The 15,661-nt window shown below is 59.1% G+C and carries 14 protein-coding genes; 11 read left to right on the top strand and 3 right to left on the bottom strand.

Annotated elements, in window-relative coordinates:
• Positions 1–60: 60 nt before the first annotated feature.
• Complete coding sequence (locus AC1MEW_RS06680) at positions 61–1,056, bottom strand: GlxA family transcriptional regulator (RefSeq protein WP_201255377.1); 996 nt, start codon at positions 1,054–1,056, stop codon at positions 61–63.
• Positions 1,057–1,157: 101 nt separating this feature from the next.
• Here AC1MEW_RS06680 and AC1MEW_RS06675 point away from each other — a divergent pair, with 101 nt between their 5' ends.
• From AC1MEW_RS06675 to AC1MEW_RS06630, 10 genes are all read left to right on the top strand, one after another.
• Positions 1,158–1,712: a cysteine hydrolase family protein gene (locus AC1MEW_RS06675; RefSeq protein ID WP_201255376.1), complete on the top strand. Its 555-nt coding sequence runs from the start codon at positions 1,158–1,160 to the stop codon at positions 1,710–1,712.
• Between the two features lie 274 nt (positions 1,713–1,986).
• A complete protein-coding gene (locus tag AC1MEW_RS06670; RefSeq protein WP_201198220.1) occupies positions 1,987–2,568 on the top strand; it encodes a YjfI family protein in 582 nt (193 codons plus the stop codon).
• Positions 2,569–2,592: 24 nt separating this feature from the next.
• Complete coding sequence (locus AC1MEW_RS06665; RefSeq protein ID WP_201255374.1) at positions 2,593–3,291, top strand: PspA/IM30 family protein; 699 nt, start codon at positions 2,593–2,595, stop codon at positions 3,289–3,291.
• A gap of 163 nt (positions 3,292–3,454) precedes the next feature.
• Complete coding sequence (locus AC1MEW_RS06660) at positions 3,455–4,018, top strand: rhomboid family intramembrane serine protease (protein WP_480425742.1); 564 nt, start codon at positions 3,455–3,457, stop codon at positions 4,016–4,018.
• A 72-nt stretch (positions 4,019–4,090) separates the two neighbouring features.
• Entirely contained in the window at positions 4,091–5,125 is a 1,035-nt protein-coding gene (locus AC1MEW_RS06655; protein ID WP_480425740.1) for an ion channel, read from the top strand.
• The gene (locus AC1MEW_RS06650) at positions 5,112–5,786 is read left to right on the top strand and encodes a DUF2491 family protein (protein WP_480425738.1); all 675 of its coding nucleotides are present in this window, start codon (positions 5,112–5,114) and stop codon (positions 5,784–5,786) included. The genes AC1MEW_RS06655 and AC1MEW_RS06650 overlap by 14 nt, the downstream gene beginning before the upstream one ends.
• 14 nt (positions 5,787–5,800) lie before the next feature.
• Entirely contained in the window at positions 5,801–6,229 is a 429-nt protein-coding gene (locus tag AC1MEW_RS06645; RefSeq protein WP_201255370.1) for a DUF350 domain-containing protein, read from the top strand.
• A gap of 19 nt (positions 6,230–6,248) precedes the next feature.
• Positions 6,249–6,983, top strand: a complete 735-nt coding sequence (locus tag AC1MEW_RS06640; protein ID WP_201255369.1) for a DUF1190 domain-containing protein — start codon at positions 6,249–6,251, stop codon at positions 6,981–6,983.
• 12 nt (positions 6,984–6,995) lie between these two features.
• On the top strand, positions 6,996–8,153 hold the full coding sequence (locus tag AC1MEW_RS06635; RefSeq protein ID WP_480425736.1) for a glutathionylspermidine synthase family protein: 1,158 nt from the start codon (positions 6,996–6,998) through the stop codon (positions 8,151–8,153).
• A gap of 135 nt (positions 8,154–8,288) precedes the next feature.
• Positions 8,289–10,493 carry an OsmC domain/YcaO domain-containing protein gene (locus AC1MEW_RS06630; protein ID WP_322269780.1) on the top strand — a complete coding sequence of 735 codons (2,205 nt, stop codon included), beginning with the start codon at positions 8,289–8,291 and terminating at the stop codon, positions 10,491–10,493.
• A gap of 69 nt (positions 10,494–10,562) precedes the next feature.
• Here the strand turns inward: AC1MEW_RS06630 and AC1MEW_RS06625 are convergent, their stop codons facing one another.
• Positions 10,563–11,090: a single-stranded DNA-binding protein gene (locus AC1MEW_RS06625; protein WP_010467282.1), complete on the bottom strand. Its 528-nt coding sequence runs from the start codon at positions 11,088–11,090 to the stop codon at positions 10,563–10,565.
• Between the two features lie 9 nt (positions 11,091–11,099).
• A complete protein-coding gene (locus AC1MEW_RS06620; protein ID WP_201190756.1) occupies positions 11,100–12,497 on the bottom strand; it encodes an MFS transporter in 1,398 nt (465 codons plus the stop codon).
• Between the two features lie 191 nt (positions 12,498–12,688).
• Between AC1MEW_RS06620 and uvrA the strand changes: the two genes are divergently transcribed.
• Positions 12,689–15,523, top strand: a complete 2,835-nt coding sequence (gene uvrA, locus AC1MEW_RS06615; protein ID WP_201198226.1) for an excinuclease ABC subunit UvrA — start codon at positions 12,689–12,691, stop codon at positions 15,521–15,523.
• The last annotated feature ends 138 nt before the right edge of the window (positions 15,524–15,661 follow it).

Genomic DNA, 15,661 nt, shown 5'->3' with positions numbered 1-15,661 from the left:
ACTGACACGACGCCTTCGCGAGCAAGCCCGCTCCCACAGTTTGATCTGCGCTGATGTTTGCTACCGGGCCACAGCGACAGGCGGTGTCACCCCAAACCGAGCCCGATAATCACTCGGCGCCAGCCCGGTGATTTTCTTGAACGTGGCGCGAAACGCGCTCGGGTCCTGATAGCCCACCGTCCAGGCGATGTGGTCGATGGTGCCGTTGGTGAATTCGAGCATTTCCCGGGCCTTGCCGACCCGCAGGTGCTGGCAATACTCGGTGGGCTTCAACCCGGTCGCCGCACGGAATCGACGCAGGAAGGTGCGCTCTTCCAGCCCGGCCCGCTCGGCCATCGCCGTCAGCGACACATCGGTCGCGCCGGTGCTTTGCAGCCAATGCTGGACCTTGAGAATCGACGCATCGCCATGGCTGAGAATCGGCGCAAAGTTACTGCCGCATTGGCTGGCACTGTCGCTGTGCTCCACCACCAGAAACCGCGCGGTGCTGGCGGCGATGCTCGGCCCGAGCAAGCGGTCGACCATACGCAGACCCAACTCGGACCAGGCCATCAGCCCAGCGGTGGTGATCAGGTCACCGTCATCGACGATGGGCGTATCGGCCTTGAGCTTGATCGCCGGGTAGCGTTCGGCGAAGGTTTTAGCCGAGGTCCAATGGGTCGTGGCGCTGCGCCCGTCGAGCAGGCCACTTTCGGCCAGCAGGATCGAGCCCACGCAAACGCCGCCCAGCGTTGCCCCTTGCGCATGTTGCTGACGAATCCAGCGGATCAGCCCTTGGGGTGCCTGACTCTCGGAAAACCCGCCAATCGACGGCGGGATCATCACCGCCACCAACGCCTTGTCCGGGCCGGGATGGCTGTCATACACCCGCTCGGGCGCCTGATCACCCTCGACCCGCCAATGACTGACTCGCAGCACCGGCAACTGCGCCGCCTGATGCTCGGCGGCGATCCGGTTGGCGACCCCGAACAGGTCCGTCAACCCATGCACCGCCGCCATCTGCGCGCCGGGATAGATCAGCACGCCCAGTTCGGCGACTGCCCTTTCTACGCCCATTGTCAGTTTTCCCCCTTCTATTGTCGGTGCGGCCAATCCTCGGAGAGTCGGTGAGCGCCAATACTTCATTCCACGCCCACACACACTTCGAGGAAACACCCATGGCCAAGCAAGCGCTCATCGTAGTCGATATCCAGAACGACTACTTCCCCCACGGCAAGTGGCCTCTGGTCGGTGCCGACGCTGCGGCGGACAACGCCGCCCGGATCATTCAGGCCTTCCGCGATGCCGGTGATTCGGTGGTGCACATCCGCCACGAGTTCACCTCCGACGACGCGCCGTTCTTCACCCCGGGCTCCGAAGGCGCGAAGCTGCACCCCAAAGTCCTCAACCGCGCCGACGAGCCGGTGGTGCTCAAGCACTTCGTCAATTCGTTCCGCGAAACCGATCTGGAAGCCATCCTTGATGAGCAAGGCATCGAGAACCTGGTGATCGTCGGCAGCATGAGCCACATGTGCGTCGATGGCGTTACTCGTGCAGCCGCCGACCTTGGCTACACCGTGACGGTGATTCACGACGCCTGCGCCACCCGCGACCTGGAGTTCAATGGCTTTACGGTTCCAGCGGCTCATGTTCACGCCGCTTTTATGTCGTCTCTGGGTTTCGCCTATGCCAGCGTGGTCTCCGCTGACGAATTCATCGCCGCCAGCCACTAACGCGCCCCTCTGAAACAACTCGAAAAACAAAAGGCCCGCAGCGTTCTCGCGCTGCGGGCCTTTGCGTTTTGGTTCATCAAAAAAACTCACGCGTGAGCTATTGAGAGGTGCAAAAAATCACTGTAGTGTTTCTCACGCGTGAGATTTTCACAACGGAGTCACCAGTATGAAAAGCCGCTCTCCATCAGGTCCGCCTGCCGAGCCTGTTACCGATACAGCGAGCCGCAAGGGAGAGCGCTCGAAACCGTCCGCGAAAAAACCGTCGAGCTTTTATATGAAGCAGATGCGTGCGGGCCTGGGTGCTGCCGGTTATGTGAAACACGAGACTTGGGTGCTTCCCGAAAACCGAAGCCTGCTCAAGCAGATGGAGAAACAGCTACGCCAACCGATTCTGGCTGGCTCATTCATGTCGGAGAATTACATGAGCGCAGGTACTAACTGGAACATCGACCGCCTCTTCAGCGCCTTCCAGGCCCTTGATGAAGTGGTTTCGAACGACATCACTCTGTCCCTCGTCCAGGGCTCCGAGTCGAGCATCAAGCTGGAAATGAACGACTTCGGTGGCTTGCCAATTTACATCGCAGTCGTGGGCGAGCAGATCATCGTCGACACCGTGCTGGTGGACGTCGAGACGATCAAGGACGTACCGGCCTTCAACGATGCCGTCCTGCGCAGCCGTGAGTTGTTCCCGTTGTCCTCGATCGGTATCGAGTCGATGCCCAACGGGCAGGTCGTCTACAACATGTTCGGCGCGCTCAGCTCCGATTCGAGCCTGACCAACGTCGTGACCGAGGTCAAAACCCTCGTCGACAATGTGCAGCGCGCCAGCGAAGCCTTTGAACGTTTCTTCCATTAATTTTTCAGGAACAGGGAATATCCAATGACACAGTCCATCTGGAGCAAATTGTTCACCGCGCTGCGTGGCGGTGCCACCGAAGTCGGCGAATCCATCGTCGACCAACAGGCCCTGCGCATCCTCGACCAGGAAATTCGCGATGCTGACAGCGCCCTGGCCAACGCCAAGCGCGAGCTGGTCACCATCATGGCCAAGCACAAACTGTCGGCTGACCGCGTGGCCGAGTACAACGCCAAGATCAAGGACCTGGAAACCAAGGCCATGGCCGCGATCCAGGCCAACCGTGAAGACCTGGCGATGGAAGTGGCTGAAGCCATTTCGACCCTGACCAATGAACTCGATGTTGAACAAAAGCAGGCCACCGAATTCGGCGGTTACGCAGACAACATGCGCAAAGACATCACCAAGGCCGAAAGCCGCATCAAAAGCCTGCGCCAGCAAGTGGACATGGCCAAGGCCCGCGAAAGCGTACAGAAAGCCCAGGTCAGCGCTTCGATCGCCAGTGGCGGCGCCAACGGCAAGCTCGAAACCGCCGTCGGTACACTGAACCGCCTGCAGGCCAAGCAGCAGCAACGCGCTGCTGAACTCGAAGCCCAGGACGAACTGGCCGACGCTTCGACCGGCACTGACCTGGAGCGCAAACTGCGCGAAGCCGGCATTACCCCGGATTCGGGCAGCGCCAACGCGATCCTCGATCGCCTGAAGAAGAAATCGGCTGAGTAACACGGCCCTGCGCTGATGCCTGGCGCATAACCTGTGGGAGCGGGCTTGCTCGCGAAGACGGAATGCCAGTCGACACCAATGTTGCCTGACACACCGCTTTCGCGAGCAAGCCCGCTCCCACATGGATTGCGGTGTTTAGTTTTCTTTCGAGTCGAGGTCAAGGATGGATGCCGTGAAGGGTTTCAAGACAATTGCCGGCGTGGCGATCTTCATGGTCGCGTTGCAAGTGCTCAACGCCGTGACCGGCTACAGCCTTGTAGCTTTTGGCCTGGTCCCGAGAACACTGCACGGGCTGGTCGGCATCATCACTTCGCCTTTTATCCACGCCTCCTTCGCGCACTTGAGCGCCAACCTGATTCCCTTTTTGATCCTCGGCACCCTGGTCATCGTCGAAGGCTTCAACCGATTCTTGGCCGTCAGCGCGATCATCATCGGGCTGGACGGTTTGCTGGTCTGGCTATTCGGGTTTTCCGGATCACACATCGGCGCCAGCGGTTGGGTATTCGGGCTGTGGGCGTACATTCTGTCCCGCGCCTGGTTCCAGCACAGCTGGGGTAACTTGATCACGGCCGGTGTGGTTGCCTTGTTGTATGGCGGCCTGGTCTTTGGCTTCCTGCCGCGTCAGGGGATTTCCTTCGAAGGCCATATCGCCGGGGCATTTGCAGGGTTTATTGCAGCCAAAGTACTTCTCTCGGCGCCCGGCAACAGGTTTAATGCCGCCCGGTAAAGGCAATAGAACGTTCAGGGTTCGGGCCTGCGCATTGCCAGGAACGAGTCATCCCACGGAGTCAGGGACGTAATGTCGATTTTTCTTTTATTACGCGTGTATGCCGCGTCCTTCTTCCACCGATTCGGCTGGGCAGGACTTGCGATTGCCTTGGGCGTACACCTGAGCACGGCCTGGCTTGGCCTGGTGCTTCTGGGCGAACAACACCTCACCGCCCCCGCCACGTTTACCTACTTCTACCTCACCACCACACTCACTGTCGGCTATGGCGATCTTGCGCCACAGACGTCGGCGGGACGCATTTTCGTGGCTACCTGGGTCATGCTCGGGGGCATTGCGCTGCTGACGGCAGCCATCGGCAAAACCACCAGCAGCGTTATCGATGTATGGAGAAAAGGCATGAAGGGCAAAGGCGATTTCACCGGCAAGGTTGGCCATACGGTTCTTATTGGCTGGGCGGGTTCGTCCAGCGAACGGGTCATTGAGCTGTTGCTTCAGGATGAAACCTCCAACGACAACCTGATCGTCATTTGCGATTGCGACCTTGAAGAAAACCCCATGCCGGGCAAAGCCGCGTACATCAAAGGTGAAAGCCTGTCCTCTGCGGCACTGTTATTACGCGCCGGCGTTCCCGGCGCCGAGCGCGTTCTGGTGCGCACCCATTCCGACGACCTGACCCTGGCCACGGTGCTGGCGGTCAATCAGTTGAAACCTGTCGGTCATGTGGTCGCCCACTTCAATGAAAGCGAAATCGCCGCGCTGGCCAGCTCTTACGCGCCCAGCCTGGAATGCACCTCAAGCATGGCCATCGAGATGCTGGTGCGCGCGTCGCAGGACCCAGGCTCATCCGTGGTCATCAACGAGTTACTGTGCGTGGGCCAAGGCGCCACCCAGTACCTGATGAAACTGCCGCAAAACTATGTGGCGACCTTCGGCGATCTGTACGCGCAAATGAAAGAACGCCACAACGCAACCCTCATCGGCTATCGCGCCAAGGGTGCGCAACAACCTTCGATCAACCCGCCCAGTGCCACGCGCATTGAGGGCGGCGAACTCTTCTACATCGCCTCCACTCGCCTCAAGGAAATCTCCAATGGGATGGTTTAAACAGTTAATGGGGCTTGAGGCCCCGGCCCCGACGAACTCGCAGTGGACCGCCAATGACAGTCCGCAAGTTCTCGGCCCTCTAGGTCTGGCACAGGGTAAAGGTGTGATGTTCGACACCACCCTGAGATTACTGCTCGACGAAAAAACCACCGTGACCATTCCGGTAGCCTCCCAGCAGATCTGGAGCGTCGGCACTGTCGATCTCGGGCAGTCGACCTGGCTGTCGCGCTACTACATGAACGACGAAGACTACTGGCTGCAAGTGCACACCACCGGCGACGTCGCCGGGCAGGTCGAGTCGGTGATTCTGTTCAATTACCTCAGCTACGTGACCATCAACAGCGAAGCCGAGTTGAGCCGACTGGCCGGCCCTCAAAGCCTGATCGGGCTGCCGACCTACACCCATAACGGCATCGAATACACCCGCGAGTGGGGCACCGAGAACGGCCAGACGGAATTGGTCCCGCTCAGCGAGCGCGTCGTCAACCCGGACGAGTCCTACACCATTGAGCACCGCTCGATGCTGTATGCCCGCGAAACCGGCCTGACCGATCGGCGCGAGTTGTTGCTGTTTTCCGTGGAGGAAGACGCAGAAGGCACCATCAGCCTGAGCACCTCGCTGGGTATTTCGCTGTACACAACCGATCTGAACATTCTTTAAAAAGGAAGATTCCCATGCTTGAAGCGCTCTCCATCTCCCTGAACAAGGCCGCCGTGGTCGGGTTTGTTTTGTACATCCTCGGTGCCGCCGTGCTGTTCGCGCTGTTCCAATTCGTCTACACCCGCATCACACCGCACAAAGAATTCGAACTGATCCGTTCGGGCAACGTTGCGGCTGCAATTGCCCTGGGTGGCGCGATCATCGGCTTCGCTATTCCGGCCAGCAATGTGATTGCCTACTCGATCAGCATCCTCGACTTCGTGGTCTGGGCGGTGATCGCAGCCTTCGTCCAGTTGCTGGCATTCCTGATGACCAGCCTGGTGCTCAAAGGCACTTCCGAGCGCATCCGCAAAGGTGAAGTCGCTGCCGGCATCTATGTCGCAGCGGTAGCCATCAGCGTCGGCATGCTGAACGCCGCGTGCATGACTCCTTCCCAGAACTGATCGCGCCACGGAGATTGTGATGAAACGAAGCAAGTACGTTCAGCTCTCGCTGGCCGCGTCGGTCGCCATGGCGATCTCAGGCTGCGGGCCGACGGAAAAAACCTACGAGATACACAAGAAGTACAACTTCCAGTCTGTTCAGCAGTGCGCGGATGAAAAGCTCCCGGTCGACATCTGTTCCGACGCCTACATGAAGGCCATGGCCCAGCATCGAAGCATTGCGCCGGTGTACGACAACCAGGCCGATTGCGACGCCGACTTTGTCGCCGACTGGTGCCAGCAGGATTCCGCCGGCAAGTTCATCCCCAAGCTCGGCGGTTTCGAGCTGAGCGCCGATGGCGAGGTGACACAGGCCGAAGTAGACGCGGCCAAGGCCAGACTCCCCGCGTCGGAAGCCAGCGCCGCAAACTCGGGCTCGGGCTTCTCCGGCAGCAGCCTGCTGACCGGGCTGCTGATCGGCAACATGCTCAGCAACAACCGCAACAGCTACTACTCCGAGCCGGTCTACCGCTATCGCGATGATCGCGGTAGCTACTCAAACTCAACGCTCAGTCAGCGCGTCTCGTCAGGCTCGACCTTCAACCGGTCGAATCAGGCGCGGTACGGCAGCAGTAGCAGTTACACCGACAGCATCACCCGCAGCAAGCCGGTGTCCGTTGCATCGTCCACCTCCCGCGGCGGCTTCGGCAGCCAGGCCAGCGCACGCAGTGGCTGGGGTGGATCGGGCAAGAGTTCTGGCGGTTCGAGCAGCTAAGGGAACATAGCCATGAAGAAAATCCTCTGCGCAGAGCGTCATGACTGGAAACAGACCGCCGAAAATCTCGGTTTTATGTTCCATACCATCGACGACGAACCCTATTGGGACGAGAGCGCGTACTACCAGTTCACGCTCAAACAGATCGAGAACGATCTCGAAGACCCGACCACCGAGCTTCATGACATGTGCATGGACCTGGTGGCCCGCGTGGTGCAGAGCGAGGAACTGTTGGAGCGCCTGAGCATTCCCGCACCGTTCTTCGACCTGGTGCGCACTTCATGGCTCGAAGGCCACCCGCACTTGTATGGACGGATGGACTTCTCCTACAACGGCACCGGGCCGGCCAAGTTGCTGGAACTCAACTACGACACGCCGACCAGCCTGTATGAGGCGTCGGCGTTTCAGTGGGGCTGGCTGGAGCAGTGCATCGAACGCGGTCTGCTGCCCAAGCATGCCGACCAGTTCAACAGTATCGACACCAAGCTGCATCAGGCCTTTGCTCAACTGCAGCTCACGCAACCGTTCTACTTCGCCTCGATGAAAGACTCGCTTGAAGACAAAGGCACCACCGACTACCTGCGCCTGATCGCGGAAAAGGTCGGCATCGAATCACGCCACATCGATCTCGAAGACATTGGCCTCACCAGTGATGGCCGTTTCGTCGACCTCGAAGATCGCTGGATTCCACACCTGTTCAAACTGCACGCCTGGGAGTTCATCTTCCACGAACCCTTCGGCGCGGCGATTGCCCAGAGCGATACGCAGTTTTTCGAGCCAGCCTGGAAATCGATCATCTCCAACAAAGGCATCCTGCCGCTGCTGTGGGAATTCAACAAAGGTCACCCGAACCTGCTCGCGGCGCACCTTGATACCGATCCAAGCAAAGCGGTGCCCAAAGGTTGGGTGCGCAAGCCGTACTTCTCCCGGGAAGGCGCCAACATCGAGTTGCAAACTGCCGACGGTCTGATCGTGAAAGAGGACGGCCCCTACACCGACGCGCCGTTTATCCTTCAGGAATTCGCCCCGTTGCCGAAGTTTGGCGACAGCTTTACGTTGGTCGGCTCGTGGGTGATTGGCGACCAGGCGGCCGGCATTGGCGTGCGGGAAGACAACAGTTTGATCACCAAGGATTCAAGCCGGTTTTTGCCGCATTTGATCCTTGATTGATCAATCCTTCGCCTACAAAACGGCCCGGTGCCATGTATCGGGCTTTAGGGTGAAACTAGACAACGACAAGACTTACGACTGAAAAGCCGGATAATGGCAGCCAATTCGTCTAGCCCGTTATTCTGGTAATCCCCCATGGAAATCAAGGTCAACTTTCTCGACAACCTTCGGCTTGAAGCAAAGTTCGATGACTTCACAGTCGTGGCCGATCAGCCTATCCGCTACAAGGGCGATGGCTCGGCACCTGGTCCGTTCGATTACTTTCTCGCTTCATCGGCTTTGTGTGCGGCTTATTTCGTGAAGTTGTACTGCGACACTCGCAGTATTCCTACCGAAAACATCCGCCTGTCGCAGAACAACATTGTTGATCCGGAAAACCGCTACAACCAGATTTTCAAGATTCAGGTCGAGCTGCCTGCGGACATCTCCGACAAGGACCGCCAGGGCATCCTGCGTTCCATCGACCGCTGCACCGTGAAAAAAGTGGTGCAAGCCGGGCCTGAGTTTGTGATCGAAGAAGTGGAAAACCTCGACGCCGACGCCCAGGCGTTGTTGATGCCTGCTTCCAATTCAGCGGCGGGCACCTATATCGCGGGCAAAGATCTGCCGCTGGAGCAGACCATTGCCAATATGTCAGCCATTCTGGCTGACCTGGGCATGAAGATTGAAATCGCTTCGTGGCGCAATATCGTTCCCAATGTATGGTCGCTGCACATCCGCGACGCGCACTCGCCGATGTGTTTCACCAATGGCAAGGGCGCGACCAAAGAAGGCGCGTTGGCGTCGGCGCTGGGCGAGTTTATCGAGCGTCTGAACTGCAACTTCTTCTACAACGACCAGTTCTGGGGCGAAGACATCGCCAATGCGGCGTTTGTGCACTATCCGGACGAACGTTGGTTCAAGCCTGGCCGTAAAGATGCACTGCCCGCCGAAATTCTCGACGAGTACTGCCTGAAGATTTACAACCGCGACGGCGAGCTGCGTGGCTCCCACCTGATCGATACCAACTCGGGCAATGAGGAACGCGGCATCTGCTCGCTGCCGTACGTGCGCCAGTCGGACGGCGCGGTGGTGTATTTCCCGTCCAACCTGATCGAGAACCTGTTCCTGAGCAACGGCATGAGTGCCGGTAACACGCTGGCCGAAGCCCAAGTGCAGTGCCTGTCGGAGATCTTCGAGCGCGCGGTAAAACGCGAAATCATCGAAGGCGAATTTGCACTGCCGGATGTGCCGGCCGATGTGCTGGCGAAGTATCCCGGGATACTGGCCGGTATTCAGGCGCTGGAAGAGCAAGGGTTCCCGGTGTTGGTGAAAGATGCGTCCTTGGGCGGTGAATTCCCGGTGATGTGCGTCACGCTGATGAACCCGCGTACCGGCGGTGTGTTCGCCTCGTTCGGCGCGCACCCGAGCCTGGAAGTGGCGCTGGAACGCAGCCTGACCGAATTGTTGCAGGGCCGCAGTTTCGAAGGCCTCAACGACCTGCCTCAGCCGACTTTTGAAGGTCATGCGGTGACCGAGCCAAATAACTTCGTCGAGCACTTTATCGACTCCAGCGGCGTGGTGTCGTGGCGCTTCTTCAGTGCCAAATCGGATTACGAATTCGTGGAGTGGGACTTCTCCGGCCAGGGTGAAAACTCGAATGCCGAGGAAGCCGCAACCTTGTTCGGCATTCTCAAAGGCATGGGCAAGGAAGTGTACATGGCCGTCTACGAGCATATCGGCGCCAAGGCGTGCCGCATCCTCGTGCCGGACTATTCGGAAATCTATCCCGCTGATGACCTGATCTGGGATAACACCAACAAAGCGCTGTTCTTCCGCGCCGATATCCTGAACCTGCATCGCCTGGAGGAAAGCGAACTGCAAGCGCTGGTTGAACGTCTGGTGGAAAGTGAGCTGGACGACTACACCGACATCACCAGCTTGATCGGCATCGAATTTGACGACAATACGGCTTGGGGTCAGCTGACAATCCTGGAGTTGAAGCTGCTGATTTATCTCGCGTTGCAGCAATTTGAAGAGGCGAAAGAGGCGGTAGAAATGTTCCTGCAGTACAACGACAACACGGTTGAGCGTGGTTTGTTCTACCAGGCGGTCAATGTGGTGCTGGAGATGAAGCTGGACGAAGACCTGGAACTGGAAGACTACGAGGCCAATTTCCGCCGGATGTTTGGCACCGAGCGCACGGATGCAGCGATCGGATCGGTGGACGGCAGCGTACGCTTCTATGGCTTGACGCCGACCAGCATGAAGCTGGAGGGGCTCGACCGGCACCTGCGGTTGATCGATAGCTACAAGAAACTGCACTCGGCACGGGCCAATGTGACCACGTTGCCCCGTTAACAGCGCCAACAAAAAAGCGAAGCCAGATGGCTTCGCTTTTTTTGTTTACGGTTCTGAAAAAGCTGCGGATCAGAACGGGATATCGTCATCAAAGCTGTCGAAATCCGGAGCCGGTTGCGGCGCTGCCTGCTGTGGAGGCGGAGCCTGACGCGACTGTTGCGGTGCCGACTGCTGCGGACGTGGCGCCTGCTGACGTGGGGCCGGGGCGGACTGCTGGTAGTTATTGCCCCCGCCTTGCTGATCGCCCTGCTGTGGACGGCCGCCCAGCAGTTGCATGGTGCCTTGCATGTCGACCACGATTTCAGTGGTGTAACGCTTGATACCGTCTTTTTCCCACTCGCGGGTTTGCAGTTTGCCTTCGATGTAGACCTGCGAACCTTTACGCAGGTATTCACCGGCGATTTCGGCAACCTTGCCGAACATCGATACACGGTGCCATTCGGTCTTCTCGACCTTCTGACCGGTTTGCTTGTCGGTCCATTGTTCGCTGGTCGCCAGACTCAGGTTGGTCACGGCGTTACCGTTAGGCAAGTAGCGAACTTCGGGATCCTGGCCGCAAGTACCGACCAATATGACTTTGTTAACCCCACGGGCCATAACGTTCTCCTAGGCTACGCACGCTTCCCCGGCCGGGTTGTTCACCAGGCGCTCAAGGGTGGTGCGATCCAATAGTTCTGTGTCCAATTTGATGTAAATCGCCGCTTCGTCTGCAACGATCACTGCATCTGTTACCCCTACGACGGCCTTCAGGCGCTCAACCAGACCCGCTTCGCGGATCGCCTCGGGCGACAGCGGCAAGCGCAGACTCGTCACGTAGGGAGGTTCGCGCATGGTAACAGCAAAGGCCAACCAGAGGGCAGCCAGGCCAGCGCATCCGAGGAAGACAACCGACAAACCGCCATGCTGGAACATCCAGCCGCCGAGGATCCCGCCCAGCGCCGAACCGAGGAACTGGCTGGTGGAATAAACCCCCATCGCAGTGCCCTTCCCGCCCGCTGGTGAAACCTTGCTGATCAGCGATGGCAAGGAAGCTTCCAGCAGATTGAACGCGGTGAAGAACACCACCGTACCAATCACCAGAGCTCGCAAGGTGTCGCCGAACTGCCAGAAGAATAGCTCAGTGAGCATCAGCGTCGTCACGGCGCCCAATAAAACTCGTTTCATTTTGCGTTTCTTCTCGCCGTAGATAATGAACGGGATCATGGCGAAGAAGGAGATCAGCAGCGCGGTCAGGTACACCCACCAGTGCTGCTCTTTGGGCAGCCCGGCTTTTTCGACCAGAGCCAGGGGCAATGCAACGAAGCTCGACATCAACATCGCATGTAACACAAAAATGCCGAGGTCCAGGCGCAGCAGGTCCGGGTGCTTGAGTGTCGGGATCAGCGCCTGGCGCGCAACGCCGGACTCACGGTGCTGCAACGGGCCGGTGGCGCGCGGCACCATGAACATCACGATCACGATGCCGAACAGCGCCATGCCGCCGGTGGCGAGGAACAAGCCAGACAGACCGAACGCACGGGTCAGCAACGGTCCTACAACCATGGCGACCGCGAACGACAGACCAATTGTCATGCCGATCATGGCCATGGCTTTGGTCCGATGCTGTTCCCGGGTCAGGTCTGACAGCAGCGCCATGACCGCCGCGGAAATCGCCCCGGCGCCTTGCAGCACTCGACCGGCGATGACGCCCCAGATCGAATCGGCATTGGCCGCCAGCACGCTACCCAGGGCGAAAACGATCAGCCCCAGATAAATGACCGGACGCCGGCCGATACGATCGGAAATGAAACCGAACGGAATCTGAAAAATCGCCTGGGTCAGGCCATAAGCGCCAATCGCCAGCCCTATAAGGGCCGGGGTCGCTCCAGCCAGGTCCATCCCATAGGTCGCCAGAACCGGCAACACCATGAACATGCCAAGCATACGGAAGGCGAACACCAGGGCCAGACCGCTTGCTGCGCGGGTCTCACTGCCACTCATGCGTTCGCTGTGGGGATCGTGCATGGAAAAACCTCATGTGAACCGGCGGCGATTCTACCAGTCCCATCGATTGACGGGGTATATCGCGACGCTATGACGCGCATAGATGACGCACTCTTCATGTAAGCCTGTGCAACCCGCATTTGATAGTGTGCATCCATCCAGTATTTGGCCGTATACTCCTACGTTTTCGACGCCCGCCGAGCGAGGCCACTTTGGACAAGATCCTGATTCGTGGGGCCCGAACCCACAACCTGAAGAACATCGACCTGACCCTGCCACGGGACAAACTGATCGTCATCACCGGCCTGTCCGGATCCGGCAAGTCGTCCCTGGCTTTCGACACGCTGTACGCCGAAGGCCAGCGCCGCTACGTCGAGTCCCTGTCGGCCTATGCCCGGCAGTTCCTGTCGATGATGGAAAAGCCTGACGTCGACACCATTGAAGGCCTGTCGCCGGCGATCTCCATCGAACAGAAGTCGACCTCGCATAACCCGCGCTCGACGGTCGGCACCATCACCGAAATCTACGACTACCTGCGCCTGCTGTACGCCCGCGTTGGTATCCCGCGCTGCCCGGATCACGACATTCCACTGGAAGCGCAGACTGTCAGCCAGATGGTCGACCTGGTCCTCGCGCAACCGGAAGGCAGCAAGCTGATGCTGCTGGCGCCGGTGATTCGCGAGCGTAAAGGCGAGCATCTATCGGTTTTCGAAGAACTGCGCGCCCAAGGTTTCGTTCGGGCCCGGGTCAACGGCCGGCTCTGCGAACTGGACGAATTACCGAAGCTGGATAAACAGAAGAAGCATTCGATTGATGTGGTGGTCGACCGCTTCAAGGTCCGCGCCGACTTGCAACAGCGTCTGGCGGAGTCCTTCGAGACCGCGCTGAAGCTGGCGGACGGTATCGCACTGGTCGCACCGATGGACGACGAGCCGGGCGAAGAGATGATCTTCTCCGCACGCTTCGCCTGCCCGATCTGCGGCCATGCGATCAGCGAGCTGGAACCCAAGCTCTTCTCCTTCAACAACCCGGCCGGCGCCTGCCCGACTTGCGATGGCCTGGGCGTTAAGCAGTTCTTCGACATCAAGCGACTGGTCAATGGCGAACTGACCCTGGCCGAAGGCGCGATACGTGGCTGGGACCGGCGCAACGTCTATTACTTCCAGATGCTCGGGTCGTTGGCGTCCCACTACAAGTTCAGCCTGGAAGTGCCGTTCAACGACCTGCCGGCCGATCAACAGAAATTCATCCTGCACGGCAGCGGTTCGCAGAACGTCGACTTTAAATACCTGAACGACCGTGGCGACATCGTCAAACGCTCGCACCCGTTCGAAGGCATCGTGCCGAACCTGGAACGTCGCTACCGCGAAACCGAGTCCGCCTCGGTACGCGAAGAGCTGGCCAAATTCCTCAGCACCCAGCCTTGCCCGGATTGCCGTGGCACCCGACTGCGTCGCGAGGCGCGGCACGTTTGGGTCGGCGAGAAGACCTTGCCGGCAGTGACCAATCTGCCCATCGGCGATGCCTGTGAGTATTTCGGCGTGCTGAAGCTGACTGGCCGACGTGGCGAAATTGCCGACAAGATTCTCAAGGAAATCCGCGAGCGTCTGCAGTTCCTGGTTAACGTCGGTCTCGACTATCTGTCGCTGGATCGCAGTGCCGACACGTTGTCCGGCGGTGAAGCCCAGCGTATTCGCTTGGCCAGCCAGATTGGTGCGGGCCTGGTGGGGGTTCTGTACATCCTTGACGAACCGTCGATTGGCCTGCACCAGCGGGACAACGATCGCTTGCTCGGTACCCTCAAGCACCTGCGAGACATCGGTAACACGGTGATTGTGGTTGAGCACGACGAAGATGCGATTCGTCTGGCCGACTACGTGGTGGACATCGGCCCTGGTGCCGGCGTGCATGGCGGGCACATTGTCGCCGAAGGGACTCCAGCTGAAGTCATGGCTCACCCGGACTCGCTGACCGGCAAGTATTTGTCAGGCCGCGTGAAAATCGCAGTGCCGGCAAAACGTACACCGCGTAACAAAAAGATGACCTTGTCGCTCAAGGGCGCTCGCGGCAACAACCTGCGCAATGTCGATCTGGAAATCCCGTTGGGTCTGTTGACCTGCGTGACCGGTGTATCCGGCTCAGGCAAATCGACGCTGATCAACAACACGCTGTTTCCGCTGAGCGCCACGGCACTCAACGGCGCCACGACGCTTGAAGCTGCCGCTCACGACAGCATCAAGGGCCTGGAACATCTGGATAAAGTTGTAGATATCGACCAGAGCCCGATTGGTCGTACTCCCCGCTCCAACCCGGCGACCTACACCGGATTGTTCACACCGATTCGCGAACTGTTTGCCGGCGTGCCTGAGTCCCGCTCCCGTGGTTACGGCCCGGGGCGTTTCTCCTTCAACGTGAAGGGCGGGCGTTGCGAGGCTTGCCAGGGCGATGGCCTGATCAAGGTGGAAATGCACTTCCTGCCGGACATCTATGTCCCGTGCGACGTCTGCAAGAGCAAGCGCTACAACCGCGAAACGCTGGAGATCAAGTACAAGGGCAAGAACATCCACGAAACCCTCGAGATGACGATCGAGGAAGCCCGGGTGTTCTTCGATGCGGTTCCGGCGCTGGCGCGCAAGCTGCAGACGCTGATGGACGTCGGTCTGTCGTACATCAAGCTTGGGCAATCGGCGACCACGCTGTCCGGTGGTGAAGCCCAGCGGGTGAAACTGTCCCGCGAGCTGTCCAAACGCGATACCGGCAAGACCCTGTATATCCTCGACGAGCCGACCACGGGCCTGCACTTCGCGGATATCCAGCAACTGCTCGACGTACTGCATCGCCTGCGCGACCACGGCAACACCGTGGTGGTGATCGAGCACAACCTGGACGTGATCAAGACTGCGGACTGGTTGGTTGACCTGGGGCCGGAAGGCGGCTCCAAAGGCGGGCAGATCATTGCCGTCGGTACGCCGGAAGAAGTCTCGGAGATGAAGCAGTCTCACACCGGCTTCTACCTCAAGCCGCTGCTGGCTCGCGACAAGGCCTGATTCAGGCCCATGAAAAAGCCCCTGTCACTTTATCGGTGACAGGGGCTTTTTTGTTTCTTGCCTCTGTAGGAGCAAAGCTTGCTCGCGATGGCGATCTAAAAGACGCCAACGCCGGCAAGCCATGCTCCTGCAAAGCAG

The organism is Pseudomonas sp. ASL4 (assembly GCF_056680395.1).
Note: the sequence above shows the minus strand (reverse complement) of the source record. Positions and strands in the feature narration are given on the sequence as shown.

Excerpts from the sequence above, each read along its gene's own strand:
- AC1MEW_RS06655 (WP_480425740.1), top strand. The coding sequence starts at position 4,091 with ATGTCGATTTTTCTTTTATTACGCGTGTATGCCGCGTCCTTCTTCCAC.
- AC1MEW_RS06650 (WP_480425738.1), top strand. The coding sequence starts at position 5,112 with ATGGGATGGTTTAAACAGTTAATGGGGCTTGAGGCCCCGGCCCCGACG.
- AC1MEW_RS06680 (WP_201255377.1), bottom strand. The coding sequence starts at position 1,056 with ATGGGCGTAGAAAGGGCAGTCGCCGAACTGGGCGTGCTGATCTATCCC.
- AC1MEW_RS06660 (WP_480425742.1), top strand. The coding sequence starts at position 3,455 with ATGGATGCCGTGAAGGGTTTCAAGACAATTGCCGGCGTGGCGATCTTC.
- AC1MEW_RS06675 (WP_201255376.1), top strand. The coding sequence starts at position 1,158 with ATGGCCAAGCAAGCGCTCATCGTAGTCGATATCCAGAACGACTACTTC.
- AC1MEW_RS06670 (WP_201198220.1), top strand. The coding sequence starts at position 1,987 with ATGAAGCAGATGCGTGCGGGCCTGGGTGCTGCCGGTTATGTGAAACAC.
- AC1MEW_RS06625 (WP_010467282.1), bottom strand. The coding sequence starts at position 11,090 with ATGGCCCGTGGGGTTAACAAAGTCATATTGGTCGGTACTTGCGGCCAG.
- AC1MEW_RS06635 (WP_480425736.1), top strand. The coding sequence starts at position 6,996 with ATGAAGAAAATCCTCTGCGCAGAGCGTCATGACTGGAAACAGACCGCC.
- AC1MEW_RS06640 (WP_201255369.1), top strand. The coding sequence starts at position 6,249 with ATGAAACGAAGCAAGTACGTTCAGCTCTCGCTGGCCGCGTCGGTCGCC.
- AC1MEW_RS06645 (WP_201255370.1), top strand. The coding sequence starts at position 5,801 with ATGCTTGAAGCGCTCTCCATCTCCCTGAACAAGGCCGCCGTGGTCGGG.
- AC1MEW_RS06620 (WP_201190756.1), bottom strand. The coding sequence starts at position 12,497 with ATGCACGATCCCCACAGCGAACGCATGAGTGGCAGTGAGACCCGCGCA.
- AC1MEW_RS06630 (WP_322269780.1), top strand. The coding sequence starts at position 8,289 with ATGGAAATCAAGGTCAACTTTCTCGACAACCTTCGGCTTGAAGCAAAG.
- AC1MEW_RS06665 (WP_201255374.1), top strand. The coding sequence starts at position 2,593 with ATGACACAGTCCATCTGGAGCAAATTGTTCACCGCGCTGCGTGGCGGT.